Consider the following 20,480-nt stretch of genomic DNA (forward strand, 5'->3'; position numbering starts at 1 on the left):
CCGCCCGCCCGGTATGTCCCCATGTCCGTTTCGCCCGGTCGACAGTCGTCACGGATTAGCTTAGGCTCACCTAAGTTCGAGTGGGTCGCCCGTCGACGTGCCCACTTGTCGTACTTTCCCCCACGCCTGACAGGCGGCTTTCCCGCACGATGGGAGTGACATGTCACAGGTTCTTCCTGGCGACGACGCACCACTGGTCCACGACCTCATTGGCATCGGCTTCGGCCCGTCCAACGTGGCGATGGCGATCGCGCTCAGCGAGCACAACGCGAGCGTCGGCAGGGAGGAGACGGTCACCGCTCACTTCTTCGAGCAGCAGCCGAGCTTCGGCTGGCACCGCGGCATGCTGATCGACGACGCGACCATGCAGGTGTCCTTCCTCAAGGACCTGGTGACGCAGCGGAACCCCACCAGCGAGTTCAGCTTCCTCTGCTACCTGAAGAGCAAGGGCCGCCTGACCGACTTCATCAACCACAAGAACCTCTTCCCGCTGCGGGTGGAGTTCCACGACTACCTGGAGTGGGCCGCCGCCAAGGTCGACGACCAGGTCTCCTACGGTCACGAGGTCGTCGGCGTCACGCCGTTCGTACGGGACGGAGTGGTCGAGTACCTGGACGTCACCGTCCGGTCGGCGGAGGGTCTCGCCGTCCACCGCGCCCGCAACCTCGTCATAGGCACCGGCCTGCGCCCCCTCATGCCCGAGGGCATCGAGCGCGGCGACCGTGTCTGGCACAACTCCGAACTGCTGGCCAAGGTCGATGACCTGGAGGGTACTTCGCCCTCCCGCTTCGTCGTCGTGGGCGCGGGACAGAGCGCCGCCGAGAACGTCGCCTACCTGCACCGCCGCTTCCCCGAGGCCGAGATCTGCGCGGTCTTCTCGCGCTACGGCTACAGCCCCGCGGACGACAGCAGCTTCGCCAACCGGATCTTCGACCCCGACGCCGTCGACGAGTACTTCGACGCACCCGAGGGCGTCAAGCGCCGCCTGATGGACTACCACGGCAACACCAACTACTCCGTGGTGGACATCGACCTGATCGACGACCTGTACCGGGAGTCGTACCGCGAGAAGGTCCTCGGCACCGAGCGCCTCCGCTTCCTCAACGTCTCGCGCCTCACCGGCGTCAAGGAGACCCCGGAAGGCGTCCGCGCCACCGTGACGTCCCTCGTCACCGGCGAGGAGAACCCCGTCGACGCCGACGTCGTGGTCTTCGCCACCGGCTACAGCCCCGCCGACCCCGTCGGCCTCCTCGGCGAGGTCGCCGACCGCTGCCTCCGCGACGACGAGGGCCGCGTCCGTGTCGAGCGCGACTACCGTGTGGCGACCGACGCCGATCTGCGGTGCGGCATCTATCTCCAGGGCGGTACGGAGCACACGCACGGCATCACGTCGTCGCTGCTGTCCAACATCGCGATCCGGGTCGGCGAGATCCTGGACTCGGTGCGCGAGCGCGGCGCCGCCTCCGCCGAGGTGCGCCCGGTCGCAGGTGAGACGGGCAGCGCCACGCGTTAGGGCGCACGCAGGCCCCGCCCGCCGTACGGCGCGATCCGATCAAAAGGCCAACGGATCAAAGGGATAACGTACGTCGACATGAGCACGACTGCAGTGGAGCGCCCCGTGCCGAGGGACGCAACGGAGTCCCGTCGACGGCGGGTCGTGGGTCTCGGCATCCTCGCCGCGGTCCTGGTGATCACGGCGGCGGTGTCGCTGGCCGTCGGGGCGCGCGCGCTGACCCCGGCCGAGGTGTGGCACGGGCTGTTCGCAGGGCCGGAGTCCGACCAGCGGCTCACCGAGATCCGGCTCATCGTGCAGACCGTGCGCGTGCCGCGGACGGTGCTCGCCGTGGTGGCGGGCATCGCGCTCGGTGTCGGCGGCGCACTGATCCAGGGGTACACCCGCAACCCCATCGCGGACACGGGCCTGTTGGGCGTGAACGCGGGCGCGTCGTTCGCCGTGGTGACGGTGGTCGCCTTGTTCGGGTTCTCCAACCCGTTCCAGTACGTCTGGTTCGGCTTCCTGGGAGCGGCCGTCTCGGGTGTCGTCGTGTTCGGCCTCGCGAGCATCGGGCGCGGGGCCGGTAACCCGTTGACGCTCGCCCTGGCCGGGCAGGGCATCACGGTGTTCCTCGCGGCGATGACCACGGCCGTCTCGCTCTCGGACCAACAGTCCCTCAACGCCCTGCGGTTCTGGAACGCGGGCTCCGTGGCCGGTGTCGACTTCGACGTGATCTGGCCGGTGAGCGCGTTCATCGCGGTCGGTCTCGTCCTCGCCCTGACCACGCTGCCCGCCCTCAACCTGCTCAACCTGGGCGAGGACGTGGCGCGCGGGCTCGGCGTGAACATCGCGTTCAGCCGGACCGTCGGCATCCTCGCCATCACCCTGCTCGCGGGCACGGCGACGGCGGCCTGCGGGCCCATCGCGTTCCTCGGCCTGATGGTGGCCCACGTGGCCCGCTACCTCACAGGACCGGACTACCGCTGGCTGGTGCCGTACGCGGGACTGCTCGGCGCGGTCGTCCTGCTGGTCTGCGACATCGTGGGGCGACTGGTGGTGCGGCCCGGCGAGCTGGAGGCCGGTGTCGTCGTGGCCCTGCTCGGGGCGCCGTTCTTCGCGGTCCTGGTGTGGCGAGGAAAGTTCAAGAGCGCATGAACGAGACAGAAGTGAAGCCCACGATGACGCCGGGCGTACGGCTCGGCCCCCTGTCGTTCGTCTGGCGGCCCTGGCTCGTCCTCATCACGCTGGTGCTCGCGGCGGCGACCTTCTTGGTGTTCTGCCTGTCCATCAGCATCGGCGACTTCCCCATCGGCCTCTCCCGGGTGATGGCCACGCTCGTCGGCCGCGGCGAGCAGGTCGACGAGTTCGTGATCATGGATCTGCGGATGCCGCGCGCCCTGGCCGGGCTCGTCGTGGGGATCGCGCTGGGAGTCTCCGGCGCGATCACGCAGTCGGTCGCGCGCAACCCGCTTGCCAGCCCCGACATTCTGGGCATCACCGGTGGCGCGAGCGCGGTCGCGGTGTTCTCGGTGACGGTGTCGGGCGGGGCCGCCGCGGCGGTCATCGACTCCATCGGGCTCTCCGCGGCGGCGCTCGCCGGAGGCCTCTGCACGGGCCTGCTCGTGTACTTCCTTGCGTGGCGGCGCGGGGTCGACGGGTTCCGGCTCATCCTCATCGGGATCTCGGTGAGCGCGGTGACGCAGGCGATCACCACCTGGCTTCTGGTCTCGGCCGACATCAGGGATGTGGCGCGCGCCCAGGCGTGGCTGGTCGGCTCGCTGGAGAACCGGTCGTGGGACCAGGTGTGGGTGGCGCTGTGGTGCTCGCTCGGCCTGCTGGTCGTCGTGGCCGCGGCCGCGTTCCAGTTCAAGCCGCTGCATCTGGGCGACGACATCGCGGCGGGGCTCGGGGTCCGCTTCGGGCGGGTGCGTGCGGTGCTGCTGCTGTGCGCGGTACTGCTGGCGGCCGTGGCCGTGAGTGCGGCGGGACCGATTCCGTTCGTCGCGCTGGTGGCGCCCCAGGTGGCGATGCGTCTGACGCGACGTCCGACGCCGCCGCTGATCGCGTCCGGACTGTTCGGGGCGCTGCTCCTGATCGGCGCCGACCTCACCGCGCGTACGGTGCTGCCGAACAACCTCCCCGTCGGCGTGGTCACCGCCGCGATCGGCGGCCCCTTCCTCGTCTACCTGTTGGTACGGGCGAACCTCAAGAACCTCAAATAGCAGGCTCGGCTCGGTTAGCTGGTACAAAGGTGAGGCAAACCTAATATTAGGGGGGCTTGTGGTCGCTCAGTACATCACCGAGATCGAGCCGGCGGTCCAGGACGCCGCGCGGCTCGCCGCCAGGGGCGTCTCGGTCGGATACGGCAGCCGTACCGTCATCGACGACCTCGACGTGTCCATCCCGCCCGGGGTGATCACGACGATCATCGGCCCCAACGGGTGCGGCAAATCGACCCTGTTGCGCACCCTGACGCGGCTGCTGAAGCCGGTCAGCGGCTCGGTCGTGCTGGACGGCCAGGACATCGTCAAGCTCAAGACCCGTGACGTGGCGAAGAAGCTCGGGCTGCTGCCGCAGACGCCCGTCGCCCCGGAAGGGCTCACGGTGGCCGACCTGGTCGCCAGGGGGCGTCATCCGCACCAGAGTTGGCTGCGCCAGTGGTCGTCGGACGACGCCGGTGTCGTGGCGCGGGCGCTGGCCATGACCGGCGTCTCCGACCTGGCCGACCGCCCCGTCGACTCCCTGTCCGGCGGCCAGCGCCAGCGCGTCTGGATCTCCATGACCCTGGCCCAGGGCACCGACCTGCTGCTCCTCGACGAGCCCACCACGTACCTGGACCTGGCGCACGCGATCGACGTACTCGACCTGGTCGACGACCTGCACGAATCGGGGCGCACCGTGGTCATGGTGCTGCACGATCTCAATCTGGCCACGCGGTACAGCGACAACCTCGTCGTGATGAAGGACGGTGCGATCCTGGCGCAGGGGCACCCGCGCGACGTGATCACCGCGGAGCTGCTGCAGGAGGCGTTCGGGCTGCGCGCGAGGGTCGTCGACGACCCGGTGGGCGACCGGCCGCTGATCGTGCCGATCGGGCGTACGCACGTCCAACTCGACTGACCCCACTGCGGAACAGCTTGGTAAGGCTAGGCTAACCTCATCTCAGCAGGATAAGGTTTGGCTGCCCTGAGACCGGGGTGCAGCGGTCAGCGCGACAGCAAGGGAATCCGGATGCTCCTCCACCGAACGACGCTCACGAAGCCCCGGCGGCTGGCGGCCGTACTCACCGCCACGGCGCTCGGTGTCGGCCTCCTCGCGGGCTGCGGTTCCGACTCGGACGACAAGGCGAGCGACGACGCTCCGGCGGCGGCCGCCGGCGGTACGTTCCCGGTCACCGTGGAGCACGCGTTCGGGTCCACGAAGGTCACCAAGGCCCCCAAGCGCGTCGTCACCGTCGGCTACACCGACGACCAGACCGCCCTGGCCCTCGGCACCAAGCCGGTCGGCATGGTCGACCAGTACCCGAACCCGGAGGGCAAGTCCCCCGACATCAACACCCAGTGGCCCTGGGTGAAGGGCAAGTGGGGCGACACCAGGCCCGACGTCATCATGAAGAACGGCGACTCCGGCCCCAACTACGAGAAGATCGCCGCCCTGCGCCCGGACCTGATCATCGCGGTGTACTCCGAGATCGACAAGGCCGCCTACGACAAGCTCTCGCAGATCGCCCCGACGGTGGGCCGCACCAAGGGCGAGAAGGAGCTCTTCAGCGCCCCCTGGCAGGACAACGCGGTGCACATCGCCAAGGCGCTCGGCAAGGAGGACGAGGGCAAGGAGCTGGTTGCGGGGATCGAGGACAAGCTCGCCGCGGCCAAGAAGTCGCACCCGAAGTTCGCCGGCCAGACCTCCGTCGCCGTGTCCTGGTACAAGGACTCCATCAACCCGTTCACCTCGAAGGACGTGCGCGGACGTCTCCTGACGGGCATGGGCTTCAAGTACCAGACGAAGATCGACAAGATCGCCGGTGGCAAGTTCTCCACCGAACTCTCGCCCGAGCGCACGGACCTGATCGACGTCGACCGCATCGTCGTCATCAACGACAAGGCCGACACCGCCGCACTGAAGAAGTTCAAGCTGTTCAACAACCTGGACGCCGTCAAGAAGGGCAACGTGTCCTACCTGCTGGACAGCGAGGGTCCGGCGGTCGGCGCAGCGATGTCGCAGGGCACCGTCCTGTCCCTCCCGTACGCGATCGACGAGCTCGTCAAGTCGGTCGAGTAGCAATGACGTTCCACCTGTCCCGTCCCCGGCTCGACTTGGTCTTCGTGTGAGTACCGCCGAAACACCCACCACCGAAACGCCCACGGCCGCCGCGACACCCGCGGCCGACGCGTCCACAACCGAAGCGTCCACAACCGAGGCGTCCACCGCCCCGGCGACCCTGCGCACGGCGTCCGGACGCGAGGCCACCCGGTGGGTCTCGGCCCACTGCCGCGAAGTCCCGTGGCTGGCGACGGCCACCGTGCTCACCACGGTGGTCGGAGCGGCGCTCCAAGTGCTGCCGGTGCTGCTCCTCGGCCGGGTGGTCGACGCGGTGGTCGAGGGGGAGGGACGCTCGGTCCTCGTCACGATCGGGGTCCTCATGGGGGTCGCCGCGCTGCTCGGCGCGGTGGCCACCGCGGCCTCGACCTATCTGATCGGACGCCTCGGCGCGGATCTGCTCGCGCGGCTGCGCGAAGGCGCCGTCCGCGCGGTGCTCGGCATGCCGAGCGCGCGGATCGAGCAGGTCGGCCGGGGAGACGTGCTCTCCCGGGTCGGTGACGACGTGGCCGTGCTGTCCAAGGGCATCCGTACGGCCATCCCCACGGTGTTCTCGGCGGGTGTGCTGGTCTTCATCGCCACGGTCGGCATGTTCGGCCTCGACTGGCGGCTCGGCCTCGCGGGCGCCGCCGCGCTGCCCGCGTACGCGCTGGCCCTGCGCTGGTACCTGCCCCGCTCCGCCCCGCTCTACCGCAAGCAGCGGATGGCGCAGGCCGACCGCGCACAGGCGCTGATCAGCGGCCTCAACGGCATCGACACGGTACGCGCGTACCGCCTCGAGGACGATGTCAGGGAGAAGGTCACCGCGGAGTCCTGGCGGGTGCGCAACCTCGGGATCGACGTGTTCCGGTTCTTCGGCCGGTTCGTGGGCCGCGAGAACCGCGCCGAGTTCATCGGGCTCGTCCTCATCCTCGTGGTGGGATACGCCCTGTTGGAGGCCGACGCCGCCAGCCTCGGCGAGGTGTCGGCGGCCCCGCTGATGTTCCACCGCCTGTTCACCCCACTCGGCGCCATCATGTTCACCTTCGACGAGGCACAGAAGTCGGGCGCCAGCCTGACCCGCCTGGTCGGGGTGCTCGGCGAGTCCGCGGAGGAGCGGCTCGTGGGTGACACGTCTGTCGCCGTAGCCGAAGCCGTGCCGCATCAGGTGACGGTGGAGGGGCTCACGTTCACCTATCCGGGCGCCGACGAGCCGGTGCTCAGGGACGTCGACCTGACGATTCCGGCGGGTGGTTCGCTGGCGCTGGTCGGCGCGACGGGTGCGGGCAAGTCGACGCTGGCCGCGCTGATCGCGGGCATCGGGACGCCGCAGACGGGTTCGGTGCGCGTCGGCGCGCACGACCTGGGCGGTCTCGACGAGGCCGGGGCGCGGGCACTGGTGAGCATCCTGACGCAGGAGACACACGTCTTCTCCGGCCCGCTCGCCGATGACCTGCGGCTGGCCGCGCCGCAGGCGACCGACGCCGAACTCATGGACGCGCTGCGCACGGTGGGCGCCCACGGCTGGGTCGAGGCGCTGCCCGACGGCCTGCACACCACGGTCGGCGAGGGCGGCGAGCGCCTGGACGTCACCAAGATCGCGCAGATCGCCCTGGCCCGCCTCGTGCTCGGCCGGGCGCCGGTGGTCGTGCTCGACGAGTCGACCGCGGAGGCGGGCAGTGAGGGTGCGGCCGAGCTGGAGCGTGCCGTGCTGGCGGCGTGCGCGGGCCGGACGACGCTGTTCGTGGCGCACCGGCTGACGCAGGCGATGGCCGCGGACCGGATCGCCGTGCTCGACGCAGGGCGCGTGGTGGAGCAGGGCACTCACGACGAGTTGGTGGCTCTGGGCGGACGGTACGCGCGACTGTGGCGGGCCTGGCGAGAGGGTAGTTAGGCAACCCTAATTTAGGTTAGCCTAACTGCGATTACCTGGAAGGGACGCTGTGTCTTCGATGATGGAACCGAGCGCTCGCCTCGTGCTGCTTACCCCCACCCGCCTGGCCGATGTGCGTCGGCGTGCCGGCGACTACTCCGACCGGACCATCGCCGAGGCCTGCGCCATCGGACTGTCGTACTGGGCGACGGGCCGTAGCCCCGAAGGCATCGAACTCACTCCGGGCACACTCTTCGCCGACGTCCTCGGTTGGGTCGACAACGGCGGAACCGGAACCGGAACCGGGAGTCGAGAAGTCGGCGCCCAAGGCTGGCATGTCCCTGTCCCCGATGGCGTCGGCCCCGACGCCGCGCAGCTCGCCCTCGACGACCTCGCCGACTTCCCCGACCGGCCCCTCGGCACCATCGCCCCCGTCGACGCGAAGGCACGCCTCAAGACCCTCGCCGAGTGGAACGACACCGACGCGGACCGGGCCCGCCCCACCATCGTCGAGATGTTCCACGAGCAGGCCAGGACCAGGCCGGACGCCGTAGCCATCGTCGACGAGCACCGCTCCCTGACCTACCGCGAGGCGGCCGAACGCTCCGCCCAGCTGGCCCACCACCTCCTCTCCCGCGGCCTGACCCGCGAGCAGGTCGTCGGTATCTCGCTGAGCCGCTCCGCCGACATGGTGGTCGGCCTGCTCGCCGTGCTCCAGGCGGGCTGCGCCTTCGTACCGCTCGACCCGCAGTGGCCCGCCGCACGCCGCTCCGTCGTCATCGAGGACGCCCGCGTCGTCCTACAGCTCAACTCCTCCGGGGAGTACGACCCGCAGGAGCCGGAAGCCGTCGCCGTCGATCTCGCCGACTGGGCGTTCGGCACCCTGCCTTTCACGCGAACCGACGTCTCCGTAGACGGCGATTCCCTCGCGTACGTGATCTTCACGTCCGGCTCGACGGGGCGGCCCAAGGGCGCGATGATCCGGCACGCCGCGATCAGCGAGCGGCTGCTCTGGCAGGTCGACGAGATCCTGCACTTCGGCCACGACGACGCGTCCCTGTTCAAGGCGCCGCTGTCGTTCGACATTTCCATCAACGAGATATTCCTGCCGCTGGTCTGCGGCGGCCGTCTCGTCGTCCTGCGGACCGGCGGCGAGCGCGACCCGCACCACCTGTTGAGCGTCATCGCCGAGCAGCGCGTCACCTTCACGTACCTGGTGTCGTCCATGCTGGACGTACTCCTGGAGATGGCGGGCGACTCCGGCCGCCTCGACAGCCTGCGCCACGTCTGGTGCGGCGGCGAGGTGCTCACCCCCGAGCTGTACGAGCGGTTCCGCACCCGGCTCGCCATTCCGATGTACCACGGCTACGGCCCGGCGGAGACGACCATCGGCGTCTCCCACGTCATCTACCGGGATGAGGCCGAGCGCCTCTCCACGTCCATCGGCAGGGCCAACCCCAACACCCAGCTGTACGTCCTCGACGACGAGCTGCGCCCGGTCCCGGTCGGCGTCGGCGGCGAACTGTACGCGGGCGGCCTCCTCCTGGGGCGCGGCTATGTCAACGCGCCGGGCCTGACCGCCTCCCGCTTCGTCGCCAACCCCTTCGCCTCGGACGGGTCCCGGCTCTACCGCACCGGCGACCTCGCGCGGTTCGCGCCCGACGGGTCCCTGGACTTCCTCGGCCGCGCCGACAACCAGATCAAGATCCGCGGCATGCGCCTGGAGATCGAGGACGTCGAGGTCGGCCTCGCCGAGCACCCGCGCGTGCGCCACACCTGCGTCGTCGCCAAGAAGAACACGGCGGGCGGCACCTACCTGGTGGGATACGTGATCCCCGCCGCCGGCAGTGATGACCTGCGCGCCGACGAGGTCAAGGCGTGGGCCGCCGACCACATGGTCGAGTACATGGTGCCCACCCACATCGTCGTGATGGCTGCGTTCCCGCTCACCGCGAACGGCAAGCTCGACCGCAACGCGCTGCCCGAACCCGCCACCGCGACCGGCGCGGTCGCCCCGCCCACCACCGAGAACGAACGCGTGGTCTGCGCGGCGGTCGCCGCGGTCCTGCAACTCGACGAAGTCGGCGTCGACCAGGACTTCTTCCAGCTCGGCGGCGACAGCATCCTCACCATCTCGCTGCTCAGCGCGCTGCGCGAGGCCGGGCTCTACGTCACGGCACGGCAGATCTTCACCCACAGCGTCGTCGGCGCCCTGGCCGCCGTCGCCAGCCGCGACGACGTCTCCACCGTCGACCACGGCGACGTCGCGACCGGCGCCGTCGTGGGCTCGCCCGTCGTGCAGTGGCTCGGCGAGACCACCGAAGCCGTCGACGGGTTCGTCCAGTCGGTCGTCCTCAACACCCCCGAGGGCCTGACCGCCGAAGCACTCGACGACATACTCGGCGCCGTCCTCGGACGGCACGACATGCTGCGCGCGAAGCTCGTGCGCGGCGACCACTGGAGCTTCGACATCCCGGAGGCGGGCCGCACCGCCGCCCCCGTGTGGCAGGAGAGCGACCGGCCGCTGGACGCGTGCGTCGAGCTCGCCACCGACGGACTCGACCCGGACAACGGAGTGATGCTCCGCGCGGTGTGGCGCCGCGCCGAGAACCAACTGGTCGTCGTCGTCCACCACGTGGTCATCGACGGCGTGTCCTGGCGGGTCCTGATGGAGGACCTGGCCACGGCGTGGCGCAGGTTCGCCTCCGGAGTGCCCGTCGAACTGCCCCCTGTCGGCACGTCGTTCCGGCGCTGGACGCAGCTCCTGGAGCGCGCGGACTTCGACACCGACCGCGCCTACTTCCAGCAGCCCCTGCCGGGCGCCGACCGGCCGGTGGGCCGTCGCGCGCTGACAGCCGCCGACACCGTCGCCCGCGAGCGCGTCCAGACCGTCTCCGTCGGCCCCGAGGTCACGGCCGCGCTCCTCGGCGAGATCCCCGCCAAGTTCCACGCGGGCGTCAACGACGTGCTCCTCACCGCGCTCGCCGTCGCCCTCGCCCGGTGGCGCCGCGACCTCGGACAGGACCAGACGTTCGCGCACATCGAGCTGGAGGGCCACGGTCGCGAGGGCCGGTACGTGGCGGACACCGCAGGCTTTGAACCGGAACTCTCGCGCACCGTCGGCTGGTTCACCACCCTGTTCCCGGTGACCGTCGACCCCGGCACCGCGCCCGACCTCACCGCCCCGGAGTACCTCGCCGCCGCCCTCAAGGCGGTCAAGGAAGACCTGTCCCGCGTACCGAGCAACGGCATCTCCTACGGAGCCCTGCGCTACCTCGCAGGGACCGTCTTCGACGTGCCCGCCCCGCAGGTGCTCTTCAACTACCTCGGCCGCTTCGACGCGGGCGCCTCCGGTGACTGGCAGCTCACGGGCGCCACCGGCCAGCTAGGCGAGAAGCGTGACCCGGACATGCGCCTCCCGCGTGCCCTGGAGTTCAACGCCATCGCCGAACCCGCCTCGGCCGGCGGCGAGTACGAGCTGGTCACCAGCATCTCCTGGCCCGACGGCATGTTCACCGACCAGGACATCGCGACGCTCGGTGGCTACTTCCGCGTCGCCCTCGCCGGTCTCGCCGCACTCGACGAGGGCGGCCACACCCCCAGCGACTTCCCCCTGGTACCGCTCACCCAGGCCGACGTCGACAGCCTGGACGGCCCGGCGCTGCGGGACATCCTGCCGCTGACCCCGCTGCAGGAAGGCCTGTACTTCCACTCGGTCTTCGACGACGACTCGGCGGGTGCCTACGTAGAGCAGCAGCTCCTCACCCTTGAGGGGGTCGTGGACGCCGACCGGCTCGCCGCCGCCGCGACCCGGCTGCTCACGCTCTACCCGAACCTCGCCGCACGCTTCACCGCCCTCGCCGACGGCCGCGTGGTCTCCGTCCTGGAGAACGGCGTCCAGGCGCCCTTCACGACCGTGGACCGCCCCGGCATCACCGACACCGAGCTGCGCGACCTCGCCGAGCTGGACCGCCGCGCCGGGTTCGACCTGGCCACCGGGCCGCTGATGCGGTACACGCTCGTCCGGGCGGGCGACGACCGCACCGTCCTGGTGCAGACCGTGCACCACATCATCGCCGACGGCTGGTCGGTGCCGCCGATGCTGCGCGCGCTGCTCGCCGAGTACCACGCGCCGGGCACCGTGTACCCGGTCGGCGGCTTCCCCGACTACGTGCACTGGCTCGCCGGGCGGGACGACGACGAGAGCGACCGGGTGTGGGGCGAGGAGCTCGCCGGGCTGCCGGGGCCCTCACTGGTCGCCGAGGGCCACACCCCGTCGGACCGGTTCGCCGACACGGCCGTCGAGGCCGAGGACGACGTCGACGCCGCCGTACGGACCGCCGGTGTGCCGCTGAGCGTCGCCGTGCACAGCGCGTGGGCCGTGACCCTGGGCGGCATCCTGCACACCGACGACGTGGTGTTCGGGTCCACGGTGTCCGGGCGTGACGCGGACGTGCCCGGCATCGGCGACATGGTCGGCCTGTTCATCAACACGATCCCCGTACGCGCCCGCTGGACCGGCGCGACCACGGCGGGCGACCTGCTCGCCCAGGTGCGGGAGCACCAGAGCGCAGTCCTGCCGCACCAGCACGTCTCGCTCGCGCGGATCGGCCGCCAGGCGGGCGCCGGATCGCTCTTCGACACCCTCGTGGTGTTCGACGTCGCGACCGACGTCGACAGCCTGCGGATCCCCGACGCCGAGCTCGTCATCACCGACATCGTCAACGAGGGCGCCCCGCACTACCCGCTCACCCTCGTCGTGGAGCGCGCGCTCGACGGGCGTCCGCGCTTCAACCTGATCTACGACGGCGAGCTCCTCGGCGAGACCACCGCCCGGGACATCCTGCGCACCTTCACGGTGGCCCTCACGGGCCTGCTGACGCGTCCGGACGCCGTCGTCGGGGAGCTGGCGCCGCAGGACCCCCGGAGGCCCGCACGCGTCGAGCAGGCAACCCTGGGCGGCCTCTTCGACGCCGCCGCGCGCCGCGACCCGGCGGCCACCGCCGTCACGCAGTGCGCGCTCGACGGCAGTACGAGGACGCTGGCGTACGGCGAGCTGGCCGACGCCAAGGACGAGTTGGCGGCAGTGCTGCGCGCGGCCGGAGTCGGTCCCGGCAAGCGCGTCGCCGTCGCCGTCCCGCGCTCCGTGGAGCAGGTCGTCGCGCTGGTCGCGATCGTCTCCGCGGGCGGTGCCTACGTACCGCTGGACCTGGCGTACCCGGACGAGCGCCTGGAGTACATCCTGTCCGACGCCGCCCCGCAGGTCGTCCTCGTCGACCGCGAGCAGCGCGACCGCTTCACGGGGCTCCTGGAGCGGGCGGGCGTAACGGCCCGCGTGCTCGTCCAAGGGGACGGCCTTCCGGGGGGCGAGGCGCTGCGGGAAGCCGCCACGCACGGGCCCGCGCGCGAGGCGGCCCGCTGGCACGACCCCGCGTACGTCATCTACACCTCCGGCTCGACCGGCCGCCCCAAGGGCGTCGTCGTACCGCACTCCAGTGTGGTCACTCTGCTCGCCAACACGCGGCCCGACATGGGCTTCGGGCCGCACGACGTGTGGGTCCAGTTCCACTCCTTCTCCTTCGACTTCGCGGTCTGGGAGCTGTGGGGCGCGCTCGCGCACGGCAGTGAGCTGCTGGTGCCCGAGTACGGCCTGACCCGCTCCCCGGTCGACTTCCACCGGCTCGTCCGCGAGCGCGGCGTGACCGTGCTCAACCAGACCCCGTCGGCGTTCTACCAGTTCATCGAGGCCGACCGGCACGCCGGTGAACCTCTTCCCGCGCTGCGGAAGATCATCTTCGGCGGCGAGGCGCTCGACCTCGGTCGCCTGCGCGGCTGGGTCGAGCGGCACGGCACGGCGTCGCCCGAACTCGTCAACATGTACGGCATCACCGAGACGACCGTGCACGTCACGCACCGGGTGCTGACGGACGCCGACTTCAGCGCCGCCGGTTCCGGTGACGGTGTCAGTCCGATCGGCGGTCCGATCCCCGGGCTCGTCACCCACCTGCTCGACGACCGGCTCCGGCCGGTGCCGCCGGGCCGCGTGGGCGCCATCTACGTAGTGGGCGATCAGGTGTCGCTCGGCTACCTGGGCAGGTCCGGCCTGACGGCGGGCCGGTTCGTGGCGAACCCGTTCGCGGACGACGGCTCCCGCATGTACCACACGGGCGACCTCGCCCGCCGTACGCTCGACGGCGAGCTGGAGTTCGTGGGCCGTGCCGACGACCAGGTGCAGCTCAAGGGGTTCCGCATCGAGCTCGGCGAGGTCGAGTCCGCGCTCCGGGAGCTCGACGGCGTGGTCGACGTGGCCGTCACGGTCGCCGAGAGCGGCGACCACCTGGTCGCGCACGTCGTGGGTCGTGTGCCCGGCGACCTCGCGGGCCTGCTCGCCGCGAAGCTGCCCGTGCACATGGTGCCGAGCCGCGTCCTGCCGGTCGACGCGCTGCCGCTCACCGTCAACGGCAAGCTGGACCGCAAGGCTCTCGTCGAGCGCGCCGCGCACGAGGACGACGACTCCGCCGTCGCCGATTCGGCGCTCGCCGCGCTGGTCGACATCTTCGCCGAGGCCCTGCCCGGCTCCGCGACCGTGGACGGGGACACCGACTTCTTCATGGCGGGCGGCGACAGCATCGTCGCCATCACCGTGATCAACCGCGCCAGGGCGCTGGGCCTGCCGATCGCGCCGCGCGACGTCTTCCTGTTCAGGACGCCGCGCGCGCTCGCCGAGCACCTGGGTTCGAGCACACCCCCGCAGGCCACGGCGCCCGCCGCTACTGGTCACGAGGACGGCCCCCTCGCGCCGACGCCGATCATCCTGCGCCAGCGCGAACTGGGCGGCTCCCTCCACCGGTTCGTCCAGGCCAGGACTCTGGAGGCGCCCGAAGGCACCGGGTTCGCCGACGCCGAGCGCGCCGCGAACGCCGTCGTGGCCGCCCACCCGGCCCTGCGGCTGCGGCTGCGCGTCGAACACGGCGTGTGGGCGCTGCGCACCGAACCCGCCCGCGAGGTCGCCGTCGTCCGCACGGACGCCGCCGATGCCTCTGCCGCCGCCGACGAGGCCGCGGACCGGCTCAACCCCGAGACCGGGGACGTCGTGGCGTTCTCGTGGCTCGAGGCGAGCCGCACCCTGGTCGTCACCGTGCACCACATCGCCGTCGATGCCGTCTCCTGGCTGGTCCTCCTGGACGATCTGAGCACCGCCATGCGCGGTGCGGACCTGGCGCCGCCGACCACGTCCTACGCCGAGTACGCCGACGCCCTGACGCTCCACTCGGCCTCCGACGAGGCGATCGAAGGCCTCCCGCACTGGATCACCACGCTGCAAGCGCCCGCGCTGCTGCCGGACCGCGACAACGGAGACCTGCGCGAGACCACCGTCGTCCTCGCACCCGAGGCGAGCGACCGCCTCACCCGCACCGCGCCCGCCGCCCTCGGCGTAGGCCTCACGGAGCTGCTGTGCGGCGCACTTCGCACCGCCCTGACCCACGTACAGGCGACGCCCACCGACCTCGCGGTCGAGCTGGAGCGGCACGGCCGGATCGCGGTCTCCGAAGAGCACGACTACACGCGCACAGTGGGGTGGTTCACCTCCATCGCGCCCGTACGGCTCACCGCGCACACCGACCCCGTCGCCGCCGCGCGCGAGGTCGCCGAGCGCCAGCCGGACGAGCGCGGGCACGTCGCGTACGGGCAGCTGAAGTACCTCAACCCGCAGACCGCGCCGCTGCTCACCGGCCGCCCCCAGGTCCTCTTCAACTACCTGGGCCGGGGCAGCGAGTCCCAGGCGGTGCACGTCTCCGGAGGCGACCAGGGCAGCCCGTACGCCGTCGAGGTCAACGCCTGGACCGACGACGCCACCGGCAGCCTGCACGCCGCCTTCACCCTCGCCGACGGCATCCCCGACACCCTCACCGAGCACTGGCTCACCGCCCTGGAGCGCGTCGCCGACGCCTCCGCGACCGCCGAGCGCACCGCGCCGGTCACCCCGCTGCAACGGGGCCTGTTCTTCCAGGCCCAGATGGCGGGCGCGGCCGGACACTACGTAGCGCAGAGCTGGTTCACCTTCGACCGGCGCCTGGACGCCGACGCGCTGGCCGAGGCGATGGCGCACGTGATCACGCGGCACCCGGTCGTCGGCGCGGGCTTCACCACCGACGACGACGGCAACCCGGTCCAGGTCCTCAAGGCAGGACGGCGGGTGGACGTCCGCACGGTGGAGCTCGCGGGCGACGCGGAGGTCGAGGAGTTCCGTACCCGGGACCGCGACGCCGGGTTCGACCCGGCCGACGCGCCACTGATCCGCCTCACCGTGGTCCGCCTGCCCGGCGGCCACGACGGACTGCTGCTCAGCTACCACCTGCTGCTGTGGGACGGCTGGTCCCGCGAGATCGTGCTGCGGGACCTGTTCGACGCGTACGAGGCCGCGGTGGCGGGCGAGCCGTTCGACGCGGCCCCGGCAACGCCGAGCTTCGAGGAGTACGCCAGGGCGCTCGACGCCAAGGACTCCGCCGTATCGGAACGCTTCTGGGCGGAGCACCTGGCAGGCGTCCCAGGACCGACCCTGCTCGCCGGACCCGCACCGGCCCTCTCGCAGGATCTGCCACCCGCACTCGTGCACCAGCTGACCGCAGAACAGTCCGACCTCCTGAAGGACGCGGCCAAGCAGCACGGAGTCACGCTGAACGCGGTCCTGACCGGCGCGTTCGGCCTCCTCCTCGGTGCCCACACGGGCCGCAGCGACGCCGTGTTCGGCGTGACCGTGTCGGGCCGCGACGGCGAGGGCCTCTCCGACGTCGTCGGCGTGCTCCTCAACACCGTGCCGACCTGGACCAAGGCCCGGCCCGACGACACCGTCGACGGCTACCTGTCGGCCGTACAGGCGGCCAGGGTCGAAGCGATGGAGCACGAGCACCTCGGGCTCGGCGAGATCCAGCGGGCCAGTGGGCACGACACCCTGTTCGACAACCTGTTCGTGCTCCAGAACTTCCTGGACATGGACGCCTTCGCCGAGATGAACTCCCGGCACGGCATCACCTCCGTCATGGCCGACGACTCCACGCACTACCCGTTCACCTGGGTCGTGACGCCCGGCGACCGGCTCACGGTCAAGCTGGAGCACCGCTACGGAGACACCGATTACGCCCGCCGCCTCCTCGACGACTACGTACGCGTACTCGAAGACCTGGCCCGCTCGACAGGCCCCCTCGGCGCGCTGCCCGGCCTCGGCCGCGCACCCGAGCCCGCCGAGCGCACGGACGTCGGCACGGACACCGTCGTCGACCGGTTCGACCGGGCGGCCGACCGCGACCCCGAGCGGGTCGCCCTCGTCGCGCACGGCTCGACGATGACCTTCGCCCAACTGCGGGACCGCAGCCGCGCGGTGGCCGGTGTGCTCGCCGGGCGTGGCCTCGGCCCCGAGACGACCGTGGGGCTCGCGATCCCGCGCTCCCTCGACTCGATCGTGGCGCTGTTCGCGGTGCTGCGCGTCGGCGCGGCGTACGTACCGCTGGAGCTCGACCACCCGGACGAGCGGATCGCGGCCATCGTGGCGGACGCCCGCCCGGACGCGATCCTCACCGTGAGCGCGGTCTCGCCCCGGCTGACCGGCGCTCTGGGCGGTACGGAGGGCCTGATCGAGCTGGACCGTCCGCTTCCTGCGGCCGAGCCGTTCGTGACGTTCGCGCCCGACGACCCGGACCGGCTGCGGCACCCCGCGTACACGATCTACACCTCAGGATCGACCGGCAAGCCCAAGGGTGTGGTGACCGAGTACGCCGGACTCACCAACATGCTGATCAACCACCAGCGCCGGATCTTCGAACCGGTCCTCGCCGAGCACGGCCACCGGACCTTCCGGATCGCGCACACCGTGTCGTTCGCCTTCGACATGTCGTGGGAGGAGCTCCTGTGGCTCGCCGACGGACACGAAGTGCACATCTGCGACGAGGAGCTGCGCCGCGACGCGCCCGGCCTGGTCGAGTACTGCCTGGAGCACGGGATCGACGTCATCAACGTCACCCCGACGTACGCGCAGCAGCTGGTCGCAGAGGGCCTGCTCGACCAGCCGGAGCGGCGCCCGGCGCTCGTCCTGCTCGGCGGTGAGGCCGTCACGCCGACGCTGTGGCAGCGGCTCGCCGAGACCGAGGGGACGGTCGGCTACAACCTGTACGGCCCCACCGAGTACACGATCAACACCCTTGGGGTCGGTACTTTCGAGTGCCAGGACCCGGTGGTGGGCGTGCCCATCGACAACACCGACGTGTACGTCCTCGACCCGTGGCTGCGGCCGCTGCCGGACGGCGTCCCCGGCGAGCTGTATGTGTCGGGCGTCGGCATCGCACGCGGCTACCTCGGCCAGTGCGCGCAGACCGCCCACCGCTTCGTCGCCTGCCCCTTCGGCGCCCCCGGCGAGCGCATGTACCGCACCGGAGACCTGGTGTTCCGCAGGCCCGACGGAAACCTGACGTACCTGGGCCGCACCGACCAGCAGGTCAAGATCCGCGGCCACCGCGTCGAACTGGGCGAGGTCGAGGCCGCGTTCGCCGGACACCCGGCGGTGCGGTTCGCCGCCGCGGTCGCCCAGCCGGACCCGCAGGTCGACGGCGCGTACCGGCTCGCCGCCTACCTGGTGCTCGACGGCGCCGACCTGGCCGCCGTCGCCGCCGAGGTGGGCACGGGCCTGCCGGACTTCCTGCGCCCGACGCACTTCGCCGAGGTCGACAGCATCCCGCTGACCGTGAACGGGAAGGCCGACACCAAGGCGCTGCCGGAGGCCAAGCCCCTCGGCGCGCTGACCACGGCGGGGGAGCGCGGCCCGGAGACCGAGACCGAGACCGTGGTCTGCGAGTTCTTCGCCGAAGCACTGGACCTCGACGACGACGAGGTGAGCGCGGTGAGTGACTTCGTGTCCCTCGGAGGACACTCGATGCTGGCGGTACGGCTGATCGGGCTGCTCCGCCGCGAGTACGGTCCTGTGATCACCATCCGAGACCTTTTCACCCTGCGAACCCCGGAAGCGATTGCCCGCCACCTCGATGACGACAATGCCAACGCAGACAATGCCGACGACTCCGACAAGTCCTGACGTGAAGCGCCCCCGCCCGCGGTCCGACATCCTCCGGACCGCACTGCGCCGCAACATCGGCGCGATGGTCCTGGGCACCGTCCTCATGGGCCTGTACCAGGCCGGCGAGACGGCGTTCCCCATCGCGCTCGGCATGATCGTCGAGCACACGATGCGGGACGACCGGACCCTCGGCGCGCTCGCGCTCTCCATCGGCGTGCTCGCCGTGATCATCACGACCGTCTCGTTGTCGTGGCGGTTCGGGATGCGCGTCCTGCAGAAGGCCAACACGACCGAGGCGCACCGCTGGCGCGTGAAGGTCGCGGGCTGCGGGCTGCAGCCGGTGGCCAGGGACGTCGACCTCAAGTCCGGCGAGGTCCTGACCATCGCCACCGAGGACGCCGACCAGACCGCTGACATCATCGAGGTGGTGCCGCTGCTGATCAGCTCGCTGGTCGCGGTGCTCGTCGCGGCGGTGGCGCTCGGCATGGCCGACTATCGGCTCGGACTGCTCGTGATCGTGGGAACCGTCGCCATTCTGTCGATCCTCAGCGTGATGTCCAAGCGGATCGGCTCCAGTACGCGCGAACAGCAGGCCCGGGTCGCGCGGGCCGGTGCGAAGGTCGCCGACCTCATCAGCGGCCTGCGCCCGCTGCACGGCTTCGGCGGCAACCACGCGGCGTTCCGCTCCTACCGGACCGTCAGCACGGAGGCCAAGCACCAGTCGGTCACCGTCGCCAAGGTCAACGGCGTGTACGCGGGCACGGCCCAGGCCCTCAACGCGGTCCTCGCGGCCGCGGTGACCCTGACGGCGGGCTGGCTGGCGTTCGAGGGCGGCATCACCATCGGCGAACTCGTCATGGCCGTCGGCCTGGCGCAGTTCATCATGGAACCGCTGAAGATGTTCTCGGAGATGCCCAAGTACGTGATGATCGCGCGGGCGTCGGCCGAGCGGATGGCACTGGTCCTGAACGCGCCGCCCGTGACGGACCCCGGGACCGGGCGCCCGGACCCGGGCGGGGGCCTGGAGATCGACTCCGTCCGGTACGGGTCGCTGCGCGAGCTGAAGTTCACGGTGGCGGCGGGCGAGTTCGTGGCGATCGCCGGGTACCAGCCGCGCGCGGTCGCCGATCTGGCGTCGGTCCTCGCGATGAACGTGCCGCCGGACGCGTACGAGGGAGTGGTCCGGGTCAGCGGGCAGGAGATGGCGGACCTGTCGGTCGAGGCGGTCCGCGAGCACATCCTGGTGAACCCCTACGACGGGGAGATCTTCGCGGGCACGCTCCGCTCGAACATCGACCCGTCGGGCACCAGCCGGACGATTTCCGAGGCCGTCGAGGCGTCCATGCTCACCGACGTGGTCGCCCTCCACCGCGAAGGCCTCGACTACGGAGTACGCGATCGGGGAGCCAACCTCTCCGGAGGACAGCGCCAGCGCCTCTCCCTGGCCCGCGCGCTGGCCGCCGACACGGAGGTCCTCGTCCTGCACAACCCGACGACGGCCGTCGACGCGGTCACCGAACAGCTCATCGCGCGGAACGTCGCGAAGCTGCGCCGGGGCCGCACGACCGTCGTGATCACCAGCAGCCCGGCCATGCTGGACGCCGCCGACCGCGTCCTTGTCCTGGACGACGGCGTCATCACCGCGGAGGACAGCCACCGGAACCTTCTCGCCACGGATGAGGCCTACTGTGCGGCGGTGGCGAGGTGACGGGCTGCTTCAGGGCAACGGGCTGCTTCAGGGCACGGGT

General features: G+C 71.1%; 8 protein-coding genes. All 8 read left to right on the forward strand.

Going from position 1 to position 20,480, the window contains the following annotated elements:
- The first annotated feature begins 160 nt into the window (after positions 1–160).
- The 8 genes from NOO62_RS29670 to NOO62_RS29705 all read left to right on the forward strand — a co-directional run bounded on the left by NOO62_RS29670 (position 161) and on the right by NOO62_RS29705 (position 20,440).
- Positions 161–1,513 carry a lysine N(6)-hydroxylase/L-ornithine N(5)-oxygenase family protein gene (locus tag NOO62_RS29670; protein ID WP_268773863.1) on the forward strand — a complete coding sequence of 451 codons (1,353 nt, stop codon included), beginning with the start codon at positions 161–163 and terminating at the stop codon, positions 1,511–1,513.
- A 78-nt stretch (positions 1,514–1,591) separates the two neighbouring features.
- A complete protein-coding gene (locus NOO62_RS29675) occupies positions 1,592–2,650 on the forward strand; it encodes a FecCD family ABC transporter permease (RefSeq protein WP_268773864.1) in 1,059 nt (352 codons plus the stop codon).
- Complete coding sequence (locus NOO62_RS29680) at positions 2,647–3,717, forward strand: FecCD family ABC transporter permease (protein WP_268773865.1); 1,071 nt, start codon at positions 2,647–2,649, stop codon at positions 3,715–3,717. Before NOO62_RS29675 ends, NOO62_RS29680 begins: the two co-directional genes overlap by 4 nt.
- 58 nt (positions 3,718–3,775) lie before the next feature.
- Positions 3,776–4,615, forward strand: a complete 840-nt coding sequence (locus tag NOO62_RS29685) for an ABC transporter ATP-binding protein (protein WP_268773866.1) — start codon at positions 3,776–3,778, stop codon at positions 4,613–4,615.
- A 111-nt stretch (positions 4,616–4,726) separates the two neighbouring features.
- Positions 4,727–5,776 (forward strand): iron-siderophore ABC transporter substrate-binding protein, encoded by a 1,050-nt coding sequence (locus NOO62_RS29690; RefSeq protein ID WP_268773867.1) that lies wholly within the window; start codon positions 4,727–4,729, stop codon positions 5,774–5,776.
- Between the two features lie 160 nt (positions 5,777–5,936).
- The gene (locus tag NOO62_RS29695) at positions 5,937–7,688 is read left to right on the forward strand and encodes an ABC transporter ATP-binding protein (RefSeq protein WP_268775840.1); all 1,752 of its coding nucleotides are present in this window, start codon (positions 5,937–5,939) and stop codon (positions 7,686–7,688) included.
- A 58-nt stretch (positions 7,689–7,746) separates the two neighbouring features.
- Complete coding sequence (locus NOO62_RS29700) at positions 7,747–18,750, forward strand: non-ribosomal peptide synthetase (protein ID WP_268775841.1); 11,004 nt, start codon at positions 7,747–7,749, stop codon at positions 18,748–18,750.
- Positions 18,725–20,440, forward strand: coding sequence for an ABC transporter ATP-binding protein (locus tag NOO62_RS29705; protein WP_268775842.1), 1,716 nt, complete (start codon positions 18,725–18,727; stop codon positions 20,438–20,440). The genes NOO62_RS29700 and NOO62_RS29705 overlap by 26 nt, the downstream gene beginning before the upstream one ends.
- The last annotated feature ends 40 nt before the right edge of the window (positions 20,441–20,480 follow it).

This window comes from Streptomyces sp. Je 1-369 (genome assembly GCF_026810505.1).
Taxonomy (GTDB): domain Bacteria; phylum Actinomycetota; class Actinomycetes; order Streptomycetales; family Streptomycetaceae; genus Streptomyces.